The organism is Micrococcus sp. Alg238-R198, from assembly GCF_900537135.1.
GTDB classification, from domain to species: Bacteria; Actinomycetota; Actinomycetes; order Actinomycetales; family Micrococcaceae; genus Micrococcus; species Micrococcus luteus.
In genome coordinates this window covers 1-13,361 of sequence record NZ_UNRH01000003.1, presented here as the reverse complement: position 1 = coordinate 13,361, position 13,361 = coordinate 1, and the positions used below count along the sequence as shown (strand labels likewise).

The window sequence follows — 13,361 nt, the reverse complement described above, 5'->3', positions numbered from 1 at the left end:
CCCGGCCCGCCGCCGTCGTGCACCCGCCCCGCCGCAGAACCCCATGAACCGGGAGGAGGACCGCCGATGGTCGGCATCAAGGACGTCGCCCGCATGGCCGGGGTCTCCACCGCCACCGCCTCCCGCGCCCTCACCGGCTCCGGCCCCGTGGCGGCCGCCACGCGCACCCGAGTCCAGGAGGCCGTCGCCACGCTCGGCTACGTGGCGGACTCCGCCGCTTCTTCGCTCGCCTCGGGCCGCACCCGCAACATCGGGCTGGTGACCCCCTCCGTCCACCGGTGGTTCTTCGCCGCCGTGCTCGAGGGCGCCGCGGACGAGCTCGTGCGGCACGGGTACGACCTGACGCTCTACGACGTCGGCCAGGACCCGGAGCGTCGATCCACGGTCATCTCCGACCTGCTGCCCCGACGGCGGCTGGACGCCCTGATCACCCTCTCGTTCCGGCTGAGCGTGTTCGAGTTCGCCGGACTCGAACGCCTCGGCCGGCCCGTGATCGCCATCGGTGGCCGCCTGCCGGCGGGCGAGACCCTGCCCGACTGGTTCACCGCGGTCCAGGTGGACCACGCCCGCGCCGCCCGGATGGCCACCGAGCACCTGCTGGAGCTCGGACACCGGGACATCGCCTACGTGGGCCGCGTGGACGAGGACATCGAGTTCCAGGTCAGCACCGAGCGCACCCGCGGGTTCCTGCACGCCCTCGCCGCCACCGGGGTGCGCACGCCGGCCGACTGGATGGTGCCCGCGGACTTCACCATCGGCGGCACCTACCACCAGGCGCGCGCCCTCCTCGCCGACCCGCGGCGCCGGCCGACGGCGGTCATGTGCATCTCGGACGAGATGGCCATGGGCACCTGGATGGCAGCCCACTCCCTGGGGCTGCGTGTGCCCGAGGACGTGTCCGTGATGGGCCTGGACGGCCACCCCGAGGCCGCCCGCCTGGGCATCAGCACCGTGGACCAGAACCCGCTCGAGCAGGGCCGCCGCGCCGTCCGCCTGGCGCTCGGCGCCCTCGACGGCGCCGCCCACCCCCACCGGATCATGCACCACCTGGCCCTGCGGCCGAGAGCGAGCACCGCGCCGCCGTAGACCGTCAGCTCCGACCCTCACCCACCCCTCTCCTTCACCTTGGATCGTCGGGCACGTACCTGCCCGTGAAAGGAACCCCACCATGGCCTCCGTGACCTTCCGCTCCGCCAGCCGCCAGTACCCCGGCTCCCCCCGCCCCGCCGTCGACTCCCTCGACCTGGAGATCGCCGACGGCGAGTTCCTCGTGCTCGTGGGCCCCTCCGGCTGCGGCAAGTCCACCTCCCTGCGCATGCTCGCCGGTCTCGAGGAGCTCTCCCACGGCAGCATCCTGATCGGCGACCGGGACGTCACCGACGTGGACCCCAAGGACCGGGACATCGCGATGGTGTTCCAGAACTACGCCCTGTACCCGCACATGACCGTGGCGGACAACATGGGCTTCGCCCTGAAGATCGCCGGCGTCCCCGCGGACGAGCGGCGCCGCCGCGTCGAGGACGCCGCGAAGCTGCTGGACCTGACCGAGTACCTGGACCGCAAGCCGAAGGCCCTCTCCGGGGGCCAGCGTCAGCGCGTGGCCATGGGCCGGGCGATCGTGCGCGACCCGCAGGTGTTCCTCATGGACGAGCCGCTCTCCAACCTGGACGCGAAGCTGCGCGTGCAGACCCGCGCCCAGATCGCCAACCTGACCCGCCGTCTGGGCACCACCACCGTGTACGTGACCCATGACCAGACCGAGGCCATGACCATGGGCGACCGGGTGGCGGTCCTCAAGGAGGGCCGCCTCCAGCAGGTGGACACGCCGCGCAACCTCTACGAGCGCCCGATGAACGTGTTCGTCGCCGGGTTCATCGGCTCCCCCGCCATGAACATCTTCCGCATGCCCGCCACGCACGAGGGCGTGCACTGGGGCGAGACGGTCATCCCCGTGCCGCGGGAGGATCTGGCCGACGCCGGCACGGCGGTGGACCTCGGCGTGCGCCCCGAGAACCTGGTGGTCAGCGACGACGCCGCCGGCCTGCCCGTGGAGGTGGACACCGTGGAGGAGCTCGGCGCGGACGCGTACGTGTACGGTCACGCGACGATCGGCGGCGAGGAGCGGCTCATCACCCTGCGGACGGTGGGCTACACGGCGCCGGAGAAGGGGTCCGTGGTGCACGTGGTCCCGGACCCGGAGCGCGTGCACCTGTTCCACGCCGAGACCGGCGAGCGACTCAACCGCTGACGGCGGCGCGGGGCGCGCGACGGCGGCGGGCGGCGCCTGCCCTCAGCCCTGGCGCTCGGCCAGCTCCGCGAGCCGGTCGATCGACGCGCGGAGCTGCCCTTCGCCGGTCCGCAGCGCCTTCTGGACGCGCTTCGGGTCGGTGAGGGCGGTCCAGTCATAGGTGTGGGTGACGCGGCAGCCGCCCTCGTCGTCGCCCTCGACCTCCCACCGCCACAGCTGGCCGAACGGCTCCCCGCCGACCTCGGAGGGCTTCCAGGCGATGCGGCGGCCCTCCTCGAACTCGACCACGTGGTTCGCGCGGTCCACGCCCTTCTGCAGGGTCATGACGAACACGTCCCCGACGGCGGTCACCCGCTGCCCGGGGGCGGCCTCGGCCAGGTTGTCGTTGCCGTCCCACTCGGGCTGGCGGGAGGGGTCCGCGATCAGCTCGAAGACGACGCCAGCCGGCGCGTCGACGTGACGGGTCGCGGACACGACGCGGTCCTCAGGGGCGGGCAGGGCGGTCTCGTCGATGTGCTCCATGCCGTCACGCTAGACCTTCCCACACCGTCGTCGAGAGGGTCGGCGGACCGGGCCGGGTGCCCGGCCCGCCGACCCGGACTCACAGTCCGGCGGCATCGACGCCGTACTCGGCCTGGGAGGCGGAGTAGCCCTCGAACATGAGCTGGTCGATGAGACCGGCACGGGAGAACGCGGAGTGGCTCAGGTACGACTGGGCCTGCTTCGCGGCCTGCTCGTTGTAGTCGATGCCCAGGCCGTCGACGGCGGCCGTCGCGTCAGCATTCGAGTAGCCCTCGAACTCGAGCTGGTCGATCAGACCGGTCCGTGAGAACGCCGTGTGAGTCAGGTACGACTGGGCTTGCTTCACAGCCTGCGCCGCGTAGTCCACGTCCAGGCTGTCCACGGCCGCTGTGGCGTCGGCGTTCGAGAAACCCTCGAACTCGAGCTGATCGATCAGGCCGCTCCGGGAGAAGGCGGTGAAGCTCAGATACGACTGCGCCTGTCGCACGGCCTGCTGTCCCTCCGCTGACAGCCCGTCGCCACCCGCCGACGCGGCCGACTCCTCCTCGGCGGCCGCCGCGTCGACTTCGGCCGATGCCTCCGCCTCACGCTCCGCTTCCGCCACGGCCTCGGCCTCGGCCTCGGCGGATCGGGACGCCTCGGCTGCGGCGGCCGCGGCGGACTTCTCGGCCTCCCTCGAGGCGGCAGCGGCACGGCTGGCCTCGGCCGCCTGCGAGGACTCCACGGCACGGCTGGCGCTCGCCACCGCAGACGACGAGCCGGCCGCGCGGGACGAGGAGGGCGCCGCGCCGTCGGAGACCCGGCCAGACGAGGACGCCCCACTCGAGGACGATGCGGCGGAGGGCGAGCCGGCGGACGACCCGGCTGCGGCGTCCCCATCGACGGAGCATCCGGTGAGCAGGGCGAGCGCGGCAAGGCCAGCGGTCAGGAGTGCGGTGGGGCGGGCATGACGAGGACGGAGCATGGCGCTCTCCTTCGACGAGGGGAGGCGGTCGGCCTCCAGCGATAGGAAGCGAACACTCGGCGAGTGTTCACCATCCTCACAGTAACGACCCAGCGGACACGATAACGGTGTCCGCCCCGCGCAGGACATGGGCGCGGCCGTGATCCTGTGCGGTCTGGTCCTGGGTCTGGCGTCCACGCCGCGGTTCCTGTGCCGGGGCCGCGTGGCCCCCGACCTCAGATCAGGCCCAGCGCGGTGAGCTTGGCCGCGGTCTCCTCGTTGGTCGGCTCCACCTGGTGGTCGCCGTCGGGGAACACGACCACGGGGATGTCCTTCTGGCGCCGGGTGCGCAGGCAGTCGCGGCACCAGTCGGCGCCGTCGACGGTGAGGACGTTCTGACTCATCCGTCCAGCGTACTGAGGGGTGGGATGCTGGGGGCATGCCCGCCCAGCCCTCCCCCTCCGGCCGCACCGTCCACCTGTCCACGTCGGGCGTGGACGCCCGCATCGCCCCCGACGAGTTCGGCGGGTTCGTCCTGGAGATCGGCGGGGCCGTCCAGTCCCACGTGGACCTGGCCGACCCCGCTCGCATCCGCTACGAGTACCTGCGCCGCATGGCCCACGTGCTCGACGGCGTCGCTCCGGCGGGCGCGCCGGTGCGGGTCCTGCACCTCGGCGCGGGCGCGCTGACCCTGCCGCGCTACCTCCAGACGACCCGACCCGGCTCGGAGCAGACGGTGGTCGACCTGGACCGGGAGCTCGTGTCCTTCGTGCTCGCCGAGCTGCCCCTGCCGGCGGGCACGGACCTCGTCTCCGTGGTCGCGGACGCGCGCCTGGCCGCCGTCGACCTCGCGATGGACGGGGAGCGGTTCGACGCCGTCGTGCTGGACATCGGCACCGGCGAGGAGGGCGCCGAGCACCTGCGCGGCGCCGTGTTCTACGAGGAGCTGCTCGAGCTGCTGACGGCGGGCGGGGTGCTGCTGGTGAACATCGGCGACGACGCCGGCCTGCGTTTCCTGGGCGCCGAGCTGGGCGCCCTCGAGGAGGCGGCCGCCGAGGCCGGGGTGCCCGGCCCGTGGACGCTCGCGGACCAGGGGATGCTGGAGCGCCTGGACTGGGGCAACGTCGTGCTGGCCGCGGGGGCGCCGCTGGGAGAGGCCGGCTGCCCGGAACGCCTCGCCGCGGCGGGGCCGCATCCGGCGGCCGTGCTGGACCCGGCGGAGTCGGCCGCGCTGGCCTCCCGCATCCGTCGCGCCTGAGGGCGGGAGCGGTGCTCAGGGCCGGGGGTCCTCCGCACCGGGGCCCGTCTGCGGCCGGGGCCACGGGTGGCCCCGGCGCTCCTCCGCCCCCTCGTTGAAACGCCGCAGGAGCCTGCTGAACTCGACGACGTCCTCGGCGGGCCAGGAGGCGACGATCTGCGCCACGTTGTCCGCCCGGGAGCTCAGCTCCGCGGCAAGGCGGGCGCGTCCCTCCTCCGTGGGACGGTGCAGCCGGGCGGAGCCGCCGTCGGGGTCCGCCACCCGCTCGACGAGGCCGGCCTTCATGGCGGCGGCCACCTGCCGGTGGACGGTGGAGACGTCGAGGTCGAAGGCCTCGGCCAGCTCGGCGACGCTCATGGCCCCGCCCGCCTCCAGGCGGGCGAGCAGCACGGTGGCGCTGCGCTCGAGCGCGCTCGACCGGCCGTAGGGGGCCACCCCCTGCGCGGCCACCCGCAGCAGGAGCATGTGCTCGTACATGATCCCGCGGACCGGGTCGGCCCACGCCCCCTCAGGTAATTGCATCATGCAAACGATGCTACCTTTTGCATCATGCAAATCGCCGAGCGAGAACGCATCGCCTCCCCCACCTTCGTCCTCGCCTGGGTGGTCTCCTTCCTCCAGTTCCTCGCGTTCTACGCCCTGGTCACCACCATGGCCCTGTACGCGGTCCGGCAGTTCGCCGCCTCGGACGCCGGGGCGGGGCTGGCCTCGAGCGCCTTCGTCATCGGCGCCACCCTCAGCCGCGTGGTCACCGGCCACGTGGTGGACCGCTTCGGCAAGCGCCGCGTCCTGGTGGCGGCCCTGGTCGCCGTCGCACTGTCCTGCACGCTCTACCTCGTCGCCTCCTCGCTGCCGGCCCTCGTGGCGGTGCGCATGCTCCACGGCGCCAGCTACGCCTTCGCGAGCACCGCCGTCATGGCCCTGGCCCAGGCGGCCATCCCCGACGGGCGACGCGCGGAGGCCACCGGCCACCTCGCGCTGGGCACCACCCTGGCCACCGCGATCGGCCCCGCCCTGGGGCTGTTCCTCGCCGGCTCCATCGGCTACGCGTGGCTGTTCCGGGTGACTCTGGGGATCACGGTGGTCAGCCTCGTGCTGGGCCTGCTGGTGCGCGAGGCACCCGCCGCGGCGGGTGTCGACGGCGAGCGCGCCGCCGGCGAGGTCCCCCTGGAGCACCCCGCCCCCGCGGTGGGCTTCCGCCTGCGCTCGGTGCTGCACCCGGCGGTGCTGCCGATCAGCGGCTTCATGCTGCTGGTGGGCCTGAGCTACGCCGGGATCCTCACCTACCTGAACGCCTACTCGGTGGAGCGCGGGCTCACAGCCGGCGCCGGCCTCTTCTTCCTGGCCTACGCCGCGGCGATGCTCGTCATGCGCCTCACCCTGGGCACCCTCCAGGACCGCCGGGGAGACGACGCCGTCGTCTACCCCGCACTCCTCTGCTTCACGGCCGCGCTCCTGGTGCTGGCCTTCGCCACGCGCGACTGGCAGGTGGTGCTGGCCGGGGCGCTGAGCGGCCTCGGCTACGGCACGCTCATGCCCGCGGCCCAGGCGATCGCCGTGAACGCGGTGCCCTCCCACCAGCTCGGCGCCGGCATCTCCACCCTCATGCTGTTCGCGGACGTGGGGCTGGGCCTGGGTCCCGTGCTCCTCGGCGGGCTCGTGGCCTCGGCCGGCTACGGCGCCATGTACGAGGCCCTGGCGGGCGTGCTGGTGGTCGCCGCCGGGTACTACTTCGTGATGCACGGACGCCGGCACGGGCGGCGAGGGACCGTGGCCCGCGCCTGAGTCCCGCGCGGTGACGGCGGCCTGCCGCCGCGGGCGGCGCTACCGGCGCCGCGCCGGCCAGGACGCGAGCATGACGGCGGCGAGGGCGCCCAGGGTGCCCAGCACCGTCGTCGTGGTGACCGTGGATCCGTCGGTGGGGGCCACCAGGTCCACCACGAGGGAGCCCAGGAGGTTGCCCGAGACCAGGCCGAGGGTGGCGGCGAAGACGCCCAGGCGCGGGACGACCATGGCGCCCACCCCGATGAACACGCACCCCAGCGGGCCGCCGAGGTAGAGCCGCCAGTCGTGCGGCAGCGCGGGCATGCCGTGGCCGGAGGCCAGGGCGATCCCGCCCCACACGACCCCGAGGAAGAGGACGCCGGCAGTGAAGTTGACCAGGGTCGCCGGGATGGCGGTGCCGTAGGCCGTGGTCTGACGGGCGTTGAACACCTGCTGCCCGGCGGTGGCCAGACCGGTCAGCAGGGGCAGCAGGGCCAGCAGCGCCCAGCCGGGCCCGCCGCCGGCCTCGCCGAGCGAGGGCCACACCACGAGGGCGACCGCGGCCAGGGCGAGCGCCGCCCCCGTGAGGCGCCGCGGCGTCAGGCGCTGCACCCCGGCGGGGCTGAGCCCGAACCGGTCCACGACCATTCCGCCGACCACCTGCCCGGTGACCACGGCGACCGTGAACACGGCCACGCCGAGGGGGCCGATCGTCGCGGACTGGGTGAGCACCAGGAGCCCGCCGATCACGCCCGCCACCGCGTACCACGGGCGCACGGACCCCGCGGCCAGGGCCGGGCGGATGCGGGCCAGGCCCCGGCGGCCCCGCGGCGTCAGCACGCTCACGAGCACCATGACGACCAGGCCCGCCGCGAAGGAGCACAGCGCGGCGAGGACGGGGTCGCCCGTCAGGTGGGCGAGGCGGGAGTTGATGCGGCCCTGCAGCGGCATCACGGAGCCGGCGGCCACCGCGAGAGCGAACAGCAGGGCGGTCGCCCGCGGGGAGGGGGCGTCCGGGCGGGCGGCGACGTCGGCCGGGCGGGGGCGGGAGCGTCCGCGCTCTGCGGACGGGGCAGAGGATGCGGGTGGCATCCCCCCGTTCTACACCCCTAGGCGGCCAGGCGCGCCTCGAGCCCGGCGCGCACCGCGGGCCACTCCTCGCGCACCACGCTGAAGTAGTCGACGTCGGCGATCGTGCCGTCCGCCGCCGGACGGAAGCGGCGCAGAGTGCCCTCGAACGTCGCCCCCAGACGGGCGATGGCGGCGTGCGAACGGGCGTTGCGGTGGTCGCAGCGCAGGGCCACCCGCTCCAGCGTCCATTCCTCGAACGCGTGCCCGAACAACAGCAGCTTGCAGCCGGGGTTCACGGAGGTGCCCCACACCCGACGGGCGTAGACCGTGTGCCCCACCTCCACCCGCAGCCCCGGCACCAGGTCATAGAGGCTCGTGCGCCCCACCAGCTCCCCGCCCTGCTCGACGGCGAACGCGAAGGTGCCCTCCCGCTCGATCAGCTCGGCGAGGTGCGCGGACATGGCCGCACCGTCCACCGGCAGGGGCGCGCTGTTCCCCGCCCACATGACCGCGTCGACGAGCTCGCGCAGGGCGGGGCCGTCGGTGGGTGAGAGGGGGCGCAGGGTGAGGTCCCCGCGGGTGAGGACGATCTCGTGCTTCATGCACCCATCCTGTCAGCGGACTGGGGGCGATCTCCCGGCACGACGAGACCGAGCGCCACGGCCGGGGCGTCGCCCGGTCGACCAGCCGGCTCAGAGCGTGGCAGACCGGCGGGCGGAAGCCCTCATGGCCGCGACCCGCTGCGCCACGGGGGCCTCCAGGGCGCCCGGCTGCAGGGCCGGGGCGAGGTCGGCGGCCACCTCTCGGGCAACCCCCTCGAGGGCGGAGGCGTCCTGGGAGACCCAGGCGCGCAGCGTCAGGTGCTCCCGCATCCACGCCGTGAGCGTCTCCTCAGACTCCGGAGTCAGGGCGAAGCCCGCCCCCGCCGCACCCGGGCTGGTGCGCTCCACATCCAGGCCGAGCTCGCCCGCCAGCAGGGCGGCGAACGCCTGGCGCAGCGGTGAGACGCCGGTACGACCGGACTGGAAGGCGGCGCGCACCTCGCGGCACTGCAGGCTCTCGTCGGCCACGTCGACGGCGAGGACGTCACCGGCGGCGGGGGTGAGGCCCAGGGCGGCACGGGCTGACTCCTCGGCCACCACGGCCACGATGCCGGGCACTGCGGGGGCGGCGGTGAGGAACTCGGCGTACCGCATGCCCGGCGTGGCGGCGAGCACAGCGGCGGCCTCGGTGGTCAGGGACGGGGTGTCGACGGCGGTGATGGTCATGGATCCAGGGTGAATCGCGATTCACTGAGACGGGGAGCGGCGTCCATATTTTGAGATTTACAGCCACATGGTGAGACGCGCGCCTGCCCCGACGTGCAGTACGCTGGCCCCATGCAGATGCACGCGCAGCAGTGGTGGACCGCCTGAGGGCGGCCCCGGTCATGCGCATCTGACACGACGAGCCGCTCGCCTGCCGGGCGGCTCGGTCATGAGCGGCTCGGCGGGCCCCATCCCAGGAGGACCCCCGATGACCCACCGCAACCCCGAGGACAACGCCCTGAGAGGCGCCGCCGAGCCCCGCACCCTCGCCGAGGCCTGCGACCTCGTCACCACCCCGGACCTGGACGTCTCCGCAGACGGCATGTTCGGCCAGTACGGCGGCGCCCACCTGCCCCCGCAGCTGGCCGGCCCCATGGCCGAGGTCGCCCGCGCGTACGCCGAGGCACGCCAGGACCCCGAGTTCTACGCCGAATACCGACGCCTGCTGCGCGACGCCGTCGGGCGCCCCTCCCCCCTGACCCCGCTGGACCGCCTCTCCGACGAGCTCGGCGGCGCACGGATCGTGCTCAAGCGCGAGGACCTGAACCACACGGGCGCCCACAAGATCAACCACACGATCGGCGAGGCGCTGCTCGCCAAGCGCATGGGCAAGCGCAGCCTGATCGCGGAGACCGGCGCCGGCCAGCACGGCGTGGCCCTGGCGACGGCGGCCGCGATGGTCGGCCTCGACTGCGAGATCCACATGGGCGCGATCGACGTGGCCAAGCAGCACCCCAACGTGGTGCGCATGCGCCTGCTCGGCACGAAGGTCGTCTCGGTGGAGCGCGAGGGCCGCTCCCTGAAGGAGGCCGTGGACTCGGCGTTCGAGGTGTACGCGGCGAACCCGGAGAAGTACCTGTTCGCGATCGGCTCCGTGGTGGGCCCGCACCCCTTCCCCACGATGATCCGCGACTTCCAGTCCGTGGTCGGCCGCGAGGCCCGCGCCCAATTCCAGGAGCGGTTCGGGGCGCTGCCGAGCGCCGTCGTCGCCGCGGTGGGCGGCGGCTCCAACGCGATGGGCGCGTTCACCGCGTTCCTCGACGACGCCGACGTCGCGCTCGTGGGCGTCGAGCCCGGCGGCCGCTCTGCGACCAAGGGCGAGCACGCCATGACCATGACCCAGGGCCGCGAGGGCGTCCTCCACGGCATGGCCACCCTCGTCCTCGCCGACGACGACGGCACCCCGGACCCCGTGCACTCGATCGCCTCGGGCCTGGACTACCCGGGCGTCGGCCCGCAGCACGCCCACTTCGCGCGCGTCGGCCGTGTCCGGTACGTGGCCGAGGACGACGCGGCCGTGCTCGACGCGTTCCAGCGACTCACGAGGCTCGAGGGCGTCATCCCCGCGCTCGAGTCCGCGCATGCCGTGGCGCACGCGATCCGCCTCGCCCCGCAGATGGGCCGGGACGAGCGGATCCTGGTCAACCTCTCCGGCCGCGGGGACAAGGACGTGGACTACGTGGCCGAGAAGCTCGGTCTCACAGGCGAGGCGGACGAGGTCGTGCGGTGAACTGAGGCGGCGGCCCGGCGTCGCCCCAGGTCAGCGCGTAGCCTGGCACGCGTGATGACCCTGATGTGGGGCGCGGTCGCCGCGTCCTCCCTGCTCGTGGGCGCCGTCCTGGCGACCCTGCGCCGCTGGCACATGGGCACGATCGGACTCGTGCTCGCCTTCGGCGCCGGCGCCCTGATCGCGTCCGTGTCCTTCGAGCTCGCGGAGGCGGGCGTGCAGGCGGCCGGACCTGCCGCCGTCGGCATCGGGCTGACGCTCGGCGCGGCCGCCTACTTCCTCGGCGACCGTGCGGTGGAGCGCTCCGCCGCGAGGTCCGGGGGCTCGTCCTCGGGTGCGGCGCTGACCGTGGGCGCGCTGCTGGACGGCATCCCGGAACAGATCGTGCTGGGCATCGGGCTGGCCGCAGGCGAGGGCGTGTCCCTCGCGCTGCTCGTGGCGATCTTCATGTCCAACCTGCCCGAGTCCATCGCCGCCACGGCCGACTCCCTCGACGGCGGCAAGACGCGCCGCCACCTGCTGATCCAGTGGTCGCTCGTGACGGTGGTCTGCGCCCTGGCGACGTGGGGCGGCGGGCTGATCGCCGACGTCGCCTCCCCCGCCCTGACCGGCGGCATCCAGGGCTTCGCAGCCGGCGCGCTGCTGGTCATGCTGATCGACACGATGATCCCCGAGGCCCGCGAGAAGGGCGGGGAGAGGGCCGGGCTGCTCACCGTGGTCGGCTTCGCGCTCGGCGCGTTCCTGTCCCTGGTGGTGTGAGGGGGCGAGACGGGGCCGACTGCTTCCCGCGGGCTAGACGGCCGCGTTGATATAGACCGCGCTCGTCGCCGAAATTTTGCTGCAGCTGGCTGCGCGCCGGTCGCGCATGCGGGTAGGGGAGATGCCGGATGAACTTCAACGCGGGACAGCACGTGATGCCATGCGCCGGGCATTGGCCCAGGGCATGGCATTTCCCCGACTCGCCTACAGCCTTGGCCTCAAGACAGCAGATTCGCTGCTGATGCTCACTCCATGGAGCCAGGTCCAATGCCTCGAGAACGCGTCATCACGCTCGGGGACGTCATGTCCGCGATTCGACCCCGCCGGGGCGCCTCGCCCCTCGACGCGCTCTAGCGAATTGACCAGGGCAGGCAGGCGGCCTGAGTCCTACCCCGCCTCGGGCCCAGAGCGCTGACGAAGTCCGTTCCGAAGGAGAGGAGACACATCCAGGTCAGCGAGGAGCGAGCGACGACACCGAACGGGCCTCAACGAAGTCCGCTCCCCAAAGGAGCGGAGACAAGGGCAAGCAACGTGAACCGCGATCCGGTGCGCTGGCCTCAACGAAGTCCGCTCCCCAAAGGAGCGGAGACAGGAGCGGACCGTGACCGTGGCGGTCACCGTGTCCCCGCCTCAACGAAGTCCGCTCCCCAAAGGAGCGGAGACGAGCACGGCCTCGCGCAGCATGCCGGCCAGGTAGCGGCCTCAACGAAGTCCGCTCCCCAAAGGAGCGGAGACTGGACTGGACGAGGCCCGTTCCGCCCCGCCGCCGCGGCCTCAACGAAGTCCGCTCCCAAAAGGAGCGGAGACACACCGTCCACCCGGGCAGGCTTCGCGACGGGGTCGCCTCAACGAAGTCCGCTTGTAAGCGGCCATGAAAAGCTGCCCATAGGTGGCCAGGGAATGACCCGCTGACGGCCATGAGGACTGCCCAGTGATGGCCACGGGAACTGCCCGGTGCTGGCCATCTGGTTTGCCCGCGTTGCTCGTTGCCCGCCGCGTCGTGAGCCGGCGGGGGCCTCCTCCCCGGGTTGGATATCGGTGTCGAATCGAATCCAGCGAGGAAGAGGCCCTGAATGAAGGATGCCGCAGAAACCATGAAAATACTCAGTGCCTATGACCTGACCAAGTCATTGCGGGGCGCCGCCGAGCTGGCCGGTTGCTCCCATCACACCGTGGCCCGGCTGGTGCGGGCCCGCGACGCCGGCCAGACCCCTGGATCCGGAGCCAGCCGCCCGAAGGTCACCGATGTCTGGCTGCCCAAGATCGAGGAATGGGTCGAGGCCTCCACGGGCAGGATCCGCGCCGATGTCGTGCACGCCAAGCTCACCGCAATGGGCTACACCGGCTCTGAGCGCTCCACCCGGCGGGCGGTGGCCGAGGTGAAGGCCGCCTGGCGGGCCGGGAAGCGCCGGGTGCACCGGCCCTGGATCACCGAGCCGGGCGCATGGCTGCAGTACGACTTCGGCGATGGGCCGGCGATCGACGGGGCCAAGACGGTGCTGTTCGTGGCCTGGCTGGCCTGGTCCCGCTACCGGATCGTCATCGCCCTGCGTGATAGGACGGCTCCGAGTGTGTTCGCCGCCCTGGACCGGTGCTTCCGGCTGATCGGGGGCGCGCCGACCTATGTGCTGACGGATAACGAGAAGACAGTGACGGTCTCTCATGTGGCCGGGGTGCCGGTGCGTAACCAGGCCACCGTGGCGTTCGCTCGGCATTACGGCGTGGAGGTGCTGACCTGCCAGCCAGCGGATCCGGCCGCCAAGGGCGGGGTGGAGAACGCGGTGAAGCTGGCCAAGGCCGACCTGGTCCCGAAGGACACCAACCTGCGGGACCAGTACGCCTCGTTCGCTGAGCTCGAGGCCGCCTGCGCGGGGTTCATGGCCATGGTGAACTCCCGGGAGCACCGGGTGACCCGGCGCCGCCCGGACCACATGCTCGCCGAGGAGACCAGCGCGTTGCATCGGATCCCCGCCACGGCGCAC

At 73.0% G+C, this 13,361-nt stretch carries 13 protein-coding genes, 1 pseudogene and 1 CRISPR repeat array; of the genes and pseudogenes, 7 read left to right on the top strand and 7 right to left on the bottom strand.

Going from position 1 to position 13,361, the window contains the following annotated elements:
* The first annotated feature begins 66 nt into the window (after positions 1 to 66).
* Together G6R13_RS03520 and ugpC are read left to right on the top strand one after the other, a co-directional pair.
* Entirely contained in the window at positions 67 to 1,086 is a 1,020-nt protein-coding gene (locus G6R13_RS03520; RefSeq protein WP_049158353.1) for a LacI family DNA-binding transcriptional regulator, read from the top strand.
* Between the two features lie 82 nt (positions 1,087 to 1,168).
* Positions 1,169 to 2,248: a sn-glycerol-3-phosphate ABC transporter ATP-binding protein UgpC gene (ugpC, locus tag G6R13_RS03515; RefSeq protein ID WP_020624545.1), complete on the top strand. Its 1,080-nt coding sequence runs from the start codon at positions 1,169 to 1,171 to the stop codon at positions 2,246 to 2,248.
* Positions 2,249 to 2,290: 42 nt separating this feature from the next.
* Here the strand turns inward: ugpC and G6R13_RS03510 are convergent, their stop codons facing one another.
* From G6R13_RS03510 to G6R13_RS03500, 3 genes are all read right to left on the bottom strand, one after another.
* The gene (locus G6R13_RS03510) at positions 2,291 to 2,770 is read right to left on the bottom strand and encodes an SRPBCC family protein (protein ID WP_078025646.1); all 480 of its coding nucleotides are present in this window, start codon (positions 2,768 to 2,770) and stop codon (positions 2,291 to 2,293) included.
* Between the two features lie 79 nt (positions 2,771 to 2,849).
* The gene (locus tag G6R13_RS03505) at positions 2,850 to 3,734 is read right to left on the bottom strand and encodes an Ltp family lipoprotein (RefSeq protein ID WP_123244452.1); all 885 of its coding nucleotides are present in this window, start codon (positions 3,732 to 3,734) and stop codon (positions 2,850 to 2,852) included.
* Between the two features lie 215 nt (positions 3,735 to 3,949).
* The gene (locus G6R13_RS03500; protein ID WP_160311879.1) at positions 3,950 to 4,117 is read right to left on the bottom strand and encodes a hypothetical protein; all 168 of its coding nucleotides are present in this window, start codon (positions 4,115 to 4,117) and stop codon (positions 3,950 to 3,952) included.
* A 35-nt stretch (positions 4,118 to 4,152) separates the two neighbouring features.
* Between G6R13_RS03500 and G6R13_RS03495 the strand changes: the two genes are divergently transcribed.
* On the top strand, positions 4,153 to 4,971 hold the full coding sequence (locus G6R13_RS03495) for a fused MFS/spermidine synthase (protein ID WP_145951564.1): 819 nt from the start codon (positions 4,153 to 4,155) through the stop codon (positions 4,969 to 4,971).
* 15 nt (positions 4,972 to 4,986) lie between these two features.
* Here the strand turns inward: G6R13_RS03495 and G6R13_RS03490 are convergent, their stop codons facing one another.
* Positions 4,987 to 5,496: a MarR family winged helix-turn-helix transcriptional regulator gene (locus G6R13_RS03490; RefSeq protein ID WP_123244465.1), complete on the bottom strand. Its 510-nt coding sequence runs from the start codon at positions 5,494 to 5,496 to the stop codon at positions 4,987 to 4,989.
* A 24-nt stretch (positions 5,497 to 5,520) separates the two neighbouring features.
* On the opposite strand from G6R13_RS03490, the gene G6R13_RS03485 reads away from it, so the two are divergent.
* Positions 5,521 to 6,756: an MFS transporter gene (locus G6R13_RS03485; RefSeq protein ID WP_123244466.1), complete on the top strand. Its 1,236-nt coding sequence runs from the start codon at positions 5,521 to 5,523 to the stop codon at positions 6,754 to 6,756.
* 39 nt (positions 6,757 to 6,795) lie between these two features.
* Here the strand turns inward: G6R13_RS03485 and G6R13_RS03480 are convergent, their stop codons facing one another.
* The 3 genes from G6R13_RS03480 to G6R13_RS03470 form a co-directional block, all read right to left on the bottom strand.
* Positions 6,796 to 7,827: a DMT family transporter gene (locus G6R13_RS03480; protein WP_082067598.1), complete on the bottom strand. Its 1,032-nt coding sequence runs from the start codon at positions 7,825 to 7,827 to the stop codon at positions 6,796 to 6,798.
* 17 nt (positions 7,828 to 7,844) lie between these two features.
* Entirely contained in the window at positions 7,845 to 8,408 is a 564-nt protein-coding gene (locus G6R13_RS03475; protein ID WP_044659345.1) for a GNAT family protein, read from the bottom strand.
* A gap of 90 nt (positions 8,409 to 8,498) precedes the next feature.
* Complete coding sequence (locus G6R13_RS03470) at positions 8,499 to 9,074, bottom strand: hypothetical protein (protein WP_119217673.1); 576 nt, start codon at positions 9,072 to 9,074, stop codon at positions 8,499 to 8,501.
* Positions 9,075 to 9,321: 247 nt separating this feature from the next.
* On the opposite strand from G6R13_RS03470, the gene trpB reads away from it, so the two are divergent.
* The 3 genes and pseudogenes from trpB to G6R13_RS03455 all read left to right on the top strand — a co-directional run.
* Entirely contained in the window at positions 9,322 to 10,623 is a 1,302-nt protein-coding gene (gene trpB / locus G6R13_RS03465; RefSeq protein WP_205521330.1) for a tryptophan synthase subunit beta, read from the top strand.
* Positions 10,624 to 10,677: 54 nt separating this feature from the next.
* Positions 10,678 to 11,379 carry a hypothetical protein gene (locus tag G6R13_RS03460; protein WP_236649799.1) on the top strand — a complete coding sequence of 234 codons (702 nt, stop codon included), beginning with the start codon at positions 10,678 to 10,680 and terminating at the stop codon, positions 11,377 to 11,379.
* A 408-nt stretch (positions 11,380 to 11,787) separates the two neighbouring features.
* A CRISPR array of direct repeats spans positions 11,788 to 12,186; the repeat unit is 36 nt; unit sequence GCCTCAACGAAGTCCGCTCCCCAAAGGAGCGGAGAC.
* Positions 12,187 to 12,452: 266 nt separating this feature from the next.
* Positions 12,453 to 13,361 (top strand): annotated as a pseudogene (locus tag G6R13_RS03455) (IS21-like element ISMlu14 family transposase); the annotation flags it as partial.

Bases quoted from the DNA above. Each gene is read 5' to 3' on its own strand.
- G6R13_RS03520 (WP_049158353.1), top strand. From the start codon at position 67: ATGGTCGGCATCAAGGACGTCGCCCGCATGGCCGGGGTCTCCACCGCC.
- ugpC (WP_020624545.1), top strand. From the start codon at position 1,169: ATGGCCTCCGTGACCTTCCGCTCCGCCAGCCGCCAGTACCCCGGCTCC.
- G6R13_RS03510 (WP_078025646.1), bottom strand. From the start codon at position 2,770: ATGGAGCACATCGACGAGACCGCCCTGCCCGCCCCTGAGGACCGCGTC.
- G6R13_RS03505 (WP_123244452.1), bottom strand. From the start codon at position 3,734: ATGCTCCGTCCTCGTCATGCCCGCCCCACCGCACTCCTGACCGCTGGC.
- G6R13_RS03500 (WP_160311879.1), bottom strand. From the start codon at position 4,117: ATGAGTCAGAACGTCCTCACCGTCGACGGCGCCGACTGGTGCCGCGAC.
- G6R13_RS03495 (WP_145951564.1), top strand. From the start codon at position 4,153: ATGCCCGCCCAGCCCTCCCCCTCCGGCCGCACCGTCCACCTGTCCACG.
- G6R13_RS03490 (WP_123244465.1), bottom strand. From the start codon at position 5,496: ATGATGCAATTACCTGAGGGGGCGTGGGCCGACCCGGTCCGCGGGATC.
- G6R13_RS03485 (WP_123244466.1), top strand. From the start codon at position 5,521: ATGCAAATCGCCGAGCGAGAACGCATCGCCTCCCCCACCTTCGTCCTC.
- G6R13_RS03480 (WP_082067598.1), bottom strand. From the start codon at position 7,827: ATGCCACCCGCATCCTCTGCCCCGTCCGCAGAGCGCGGACGCTCCCGC.
- G6R13_RS03475 (WP_044659345.1), bottom strand. From the start codon at position 8,408: ATGAAGCACGAGATCGTCCTCACCCGCGGGGACCTCACCCTGCGCCCC.
- G6R13_RS03470 (WP_119217673.1), bottom strand. From the start codon at position 9,074: ATGACCATCACCGCCGTCGACACCCCGTCCCTGACCACCGAGGCCGCC.
- trpB (WP_205521330.1), top strand. From the start codon at position 9,322: ATGACCCACCGCAACCCCGAGGACAACGCCCTGAGAGGCGCCGCCGAG.
- G6R13_RS03460 (WP_236649799.1), top strand. From the start codon at position 10,678: ATGACCCTGATGTGGGGCGCGGTCGCCGCGTCCTCCCTGCTCGTGGGC.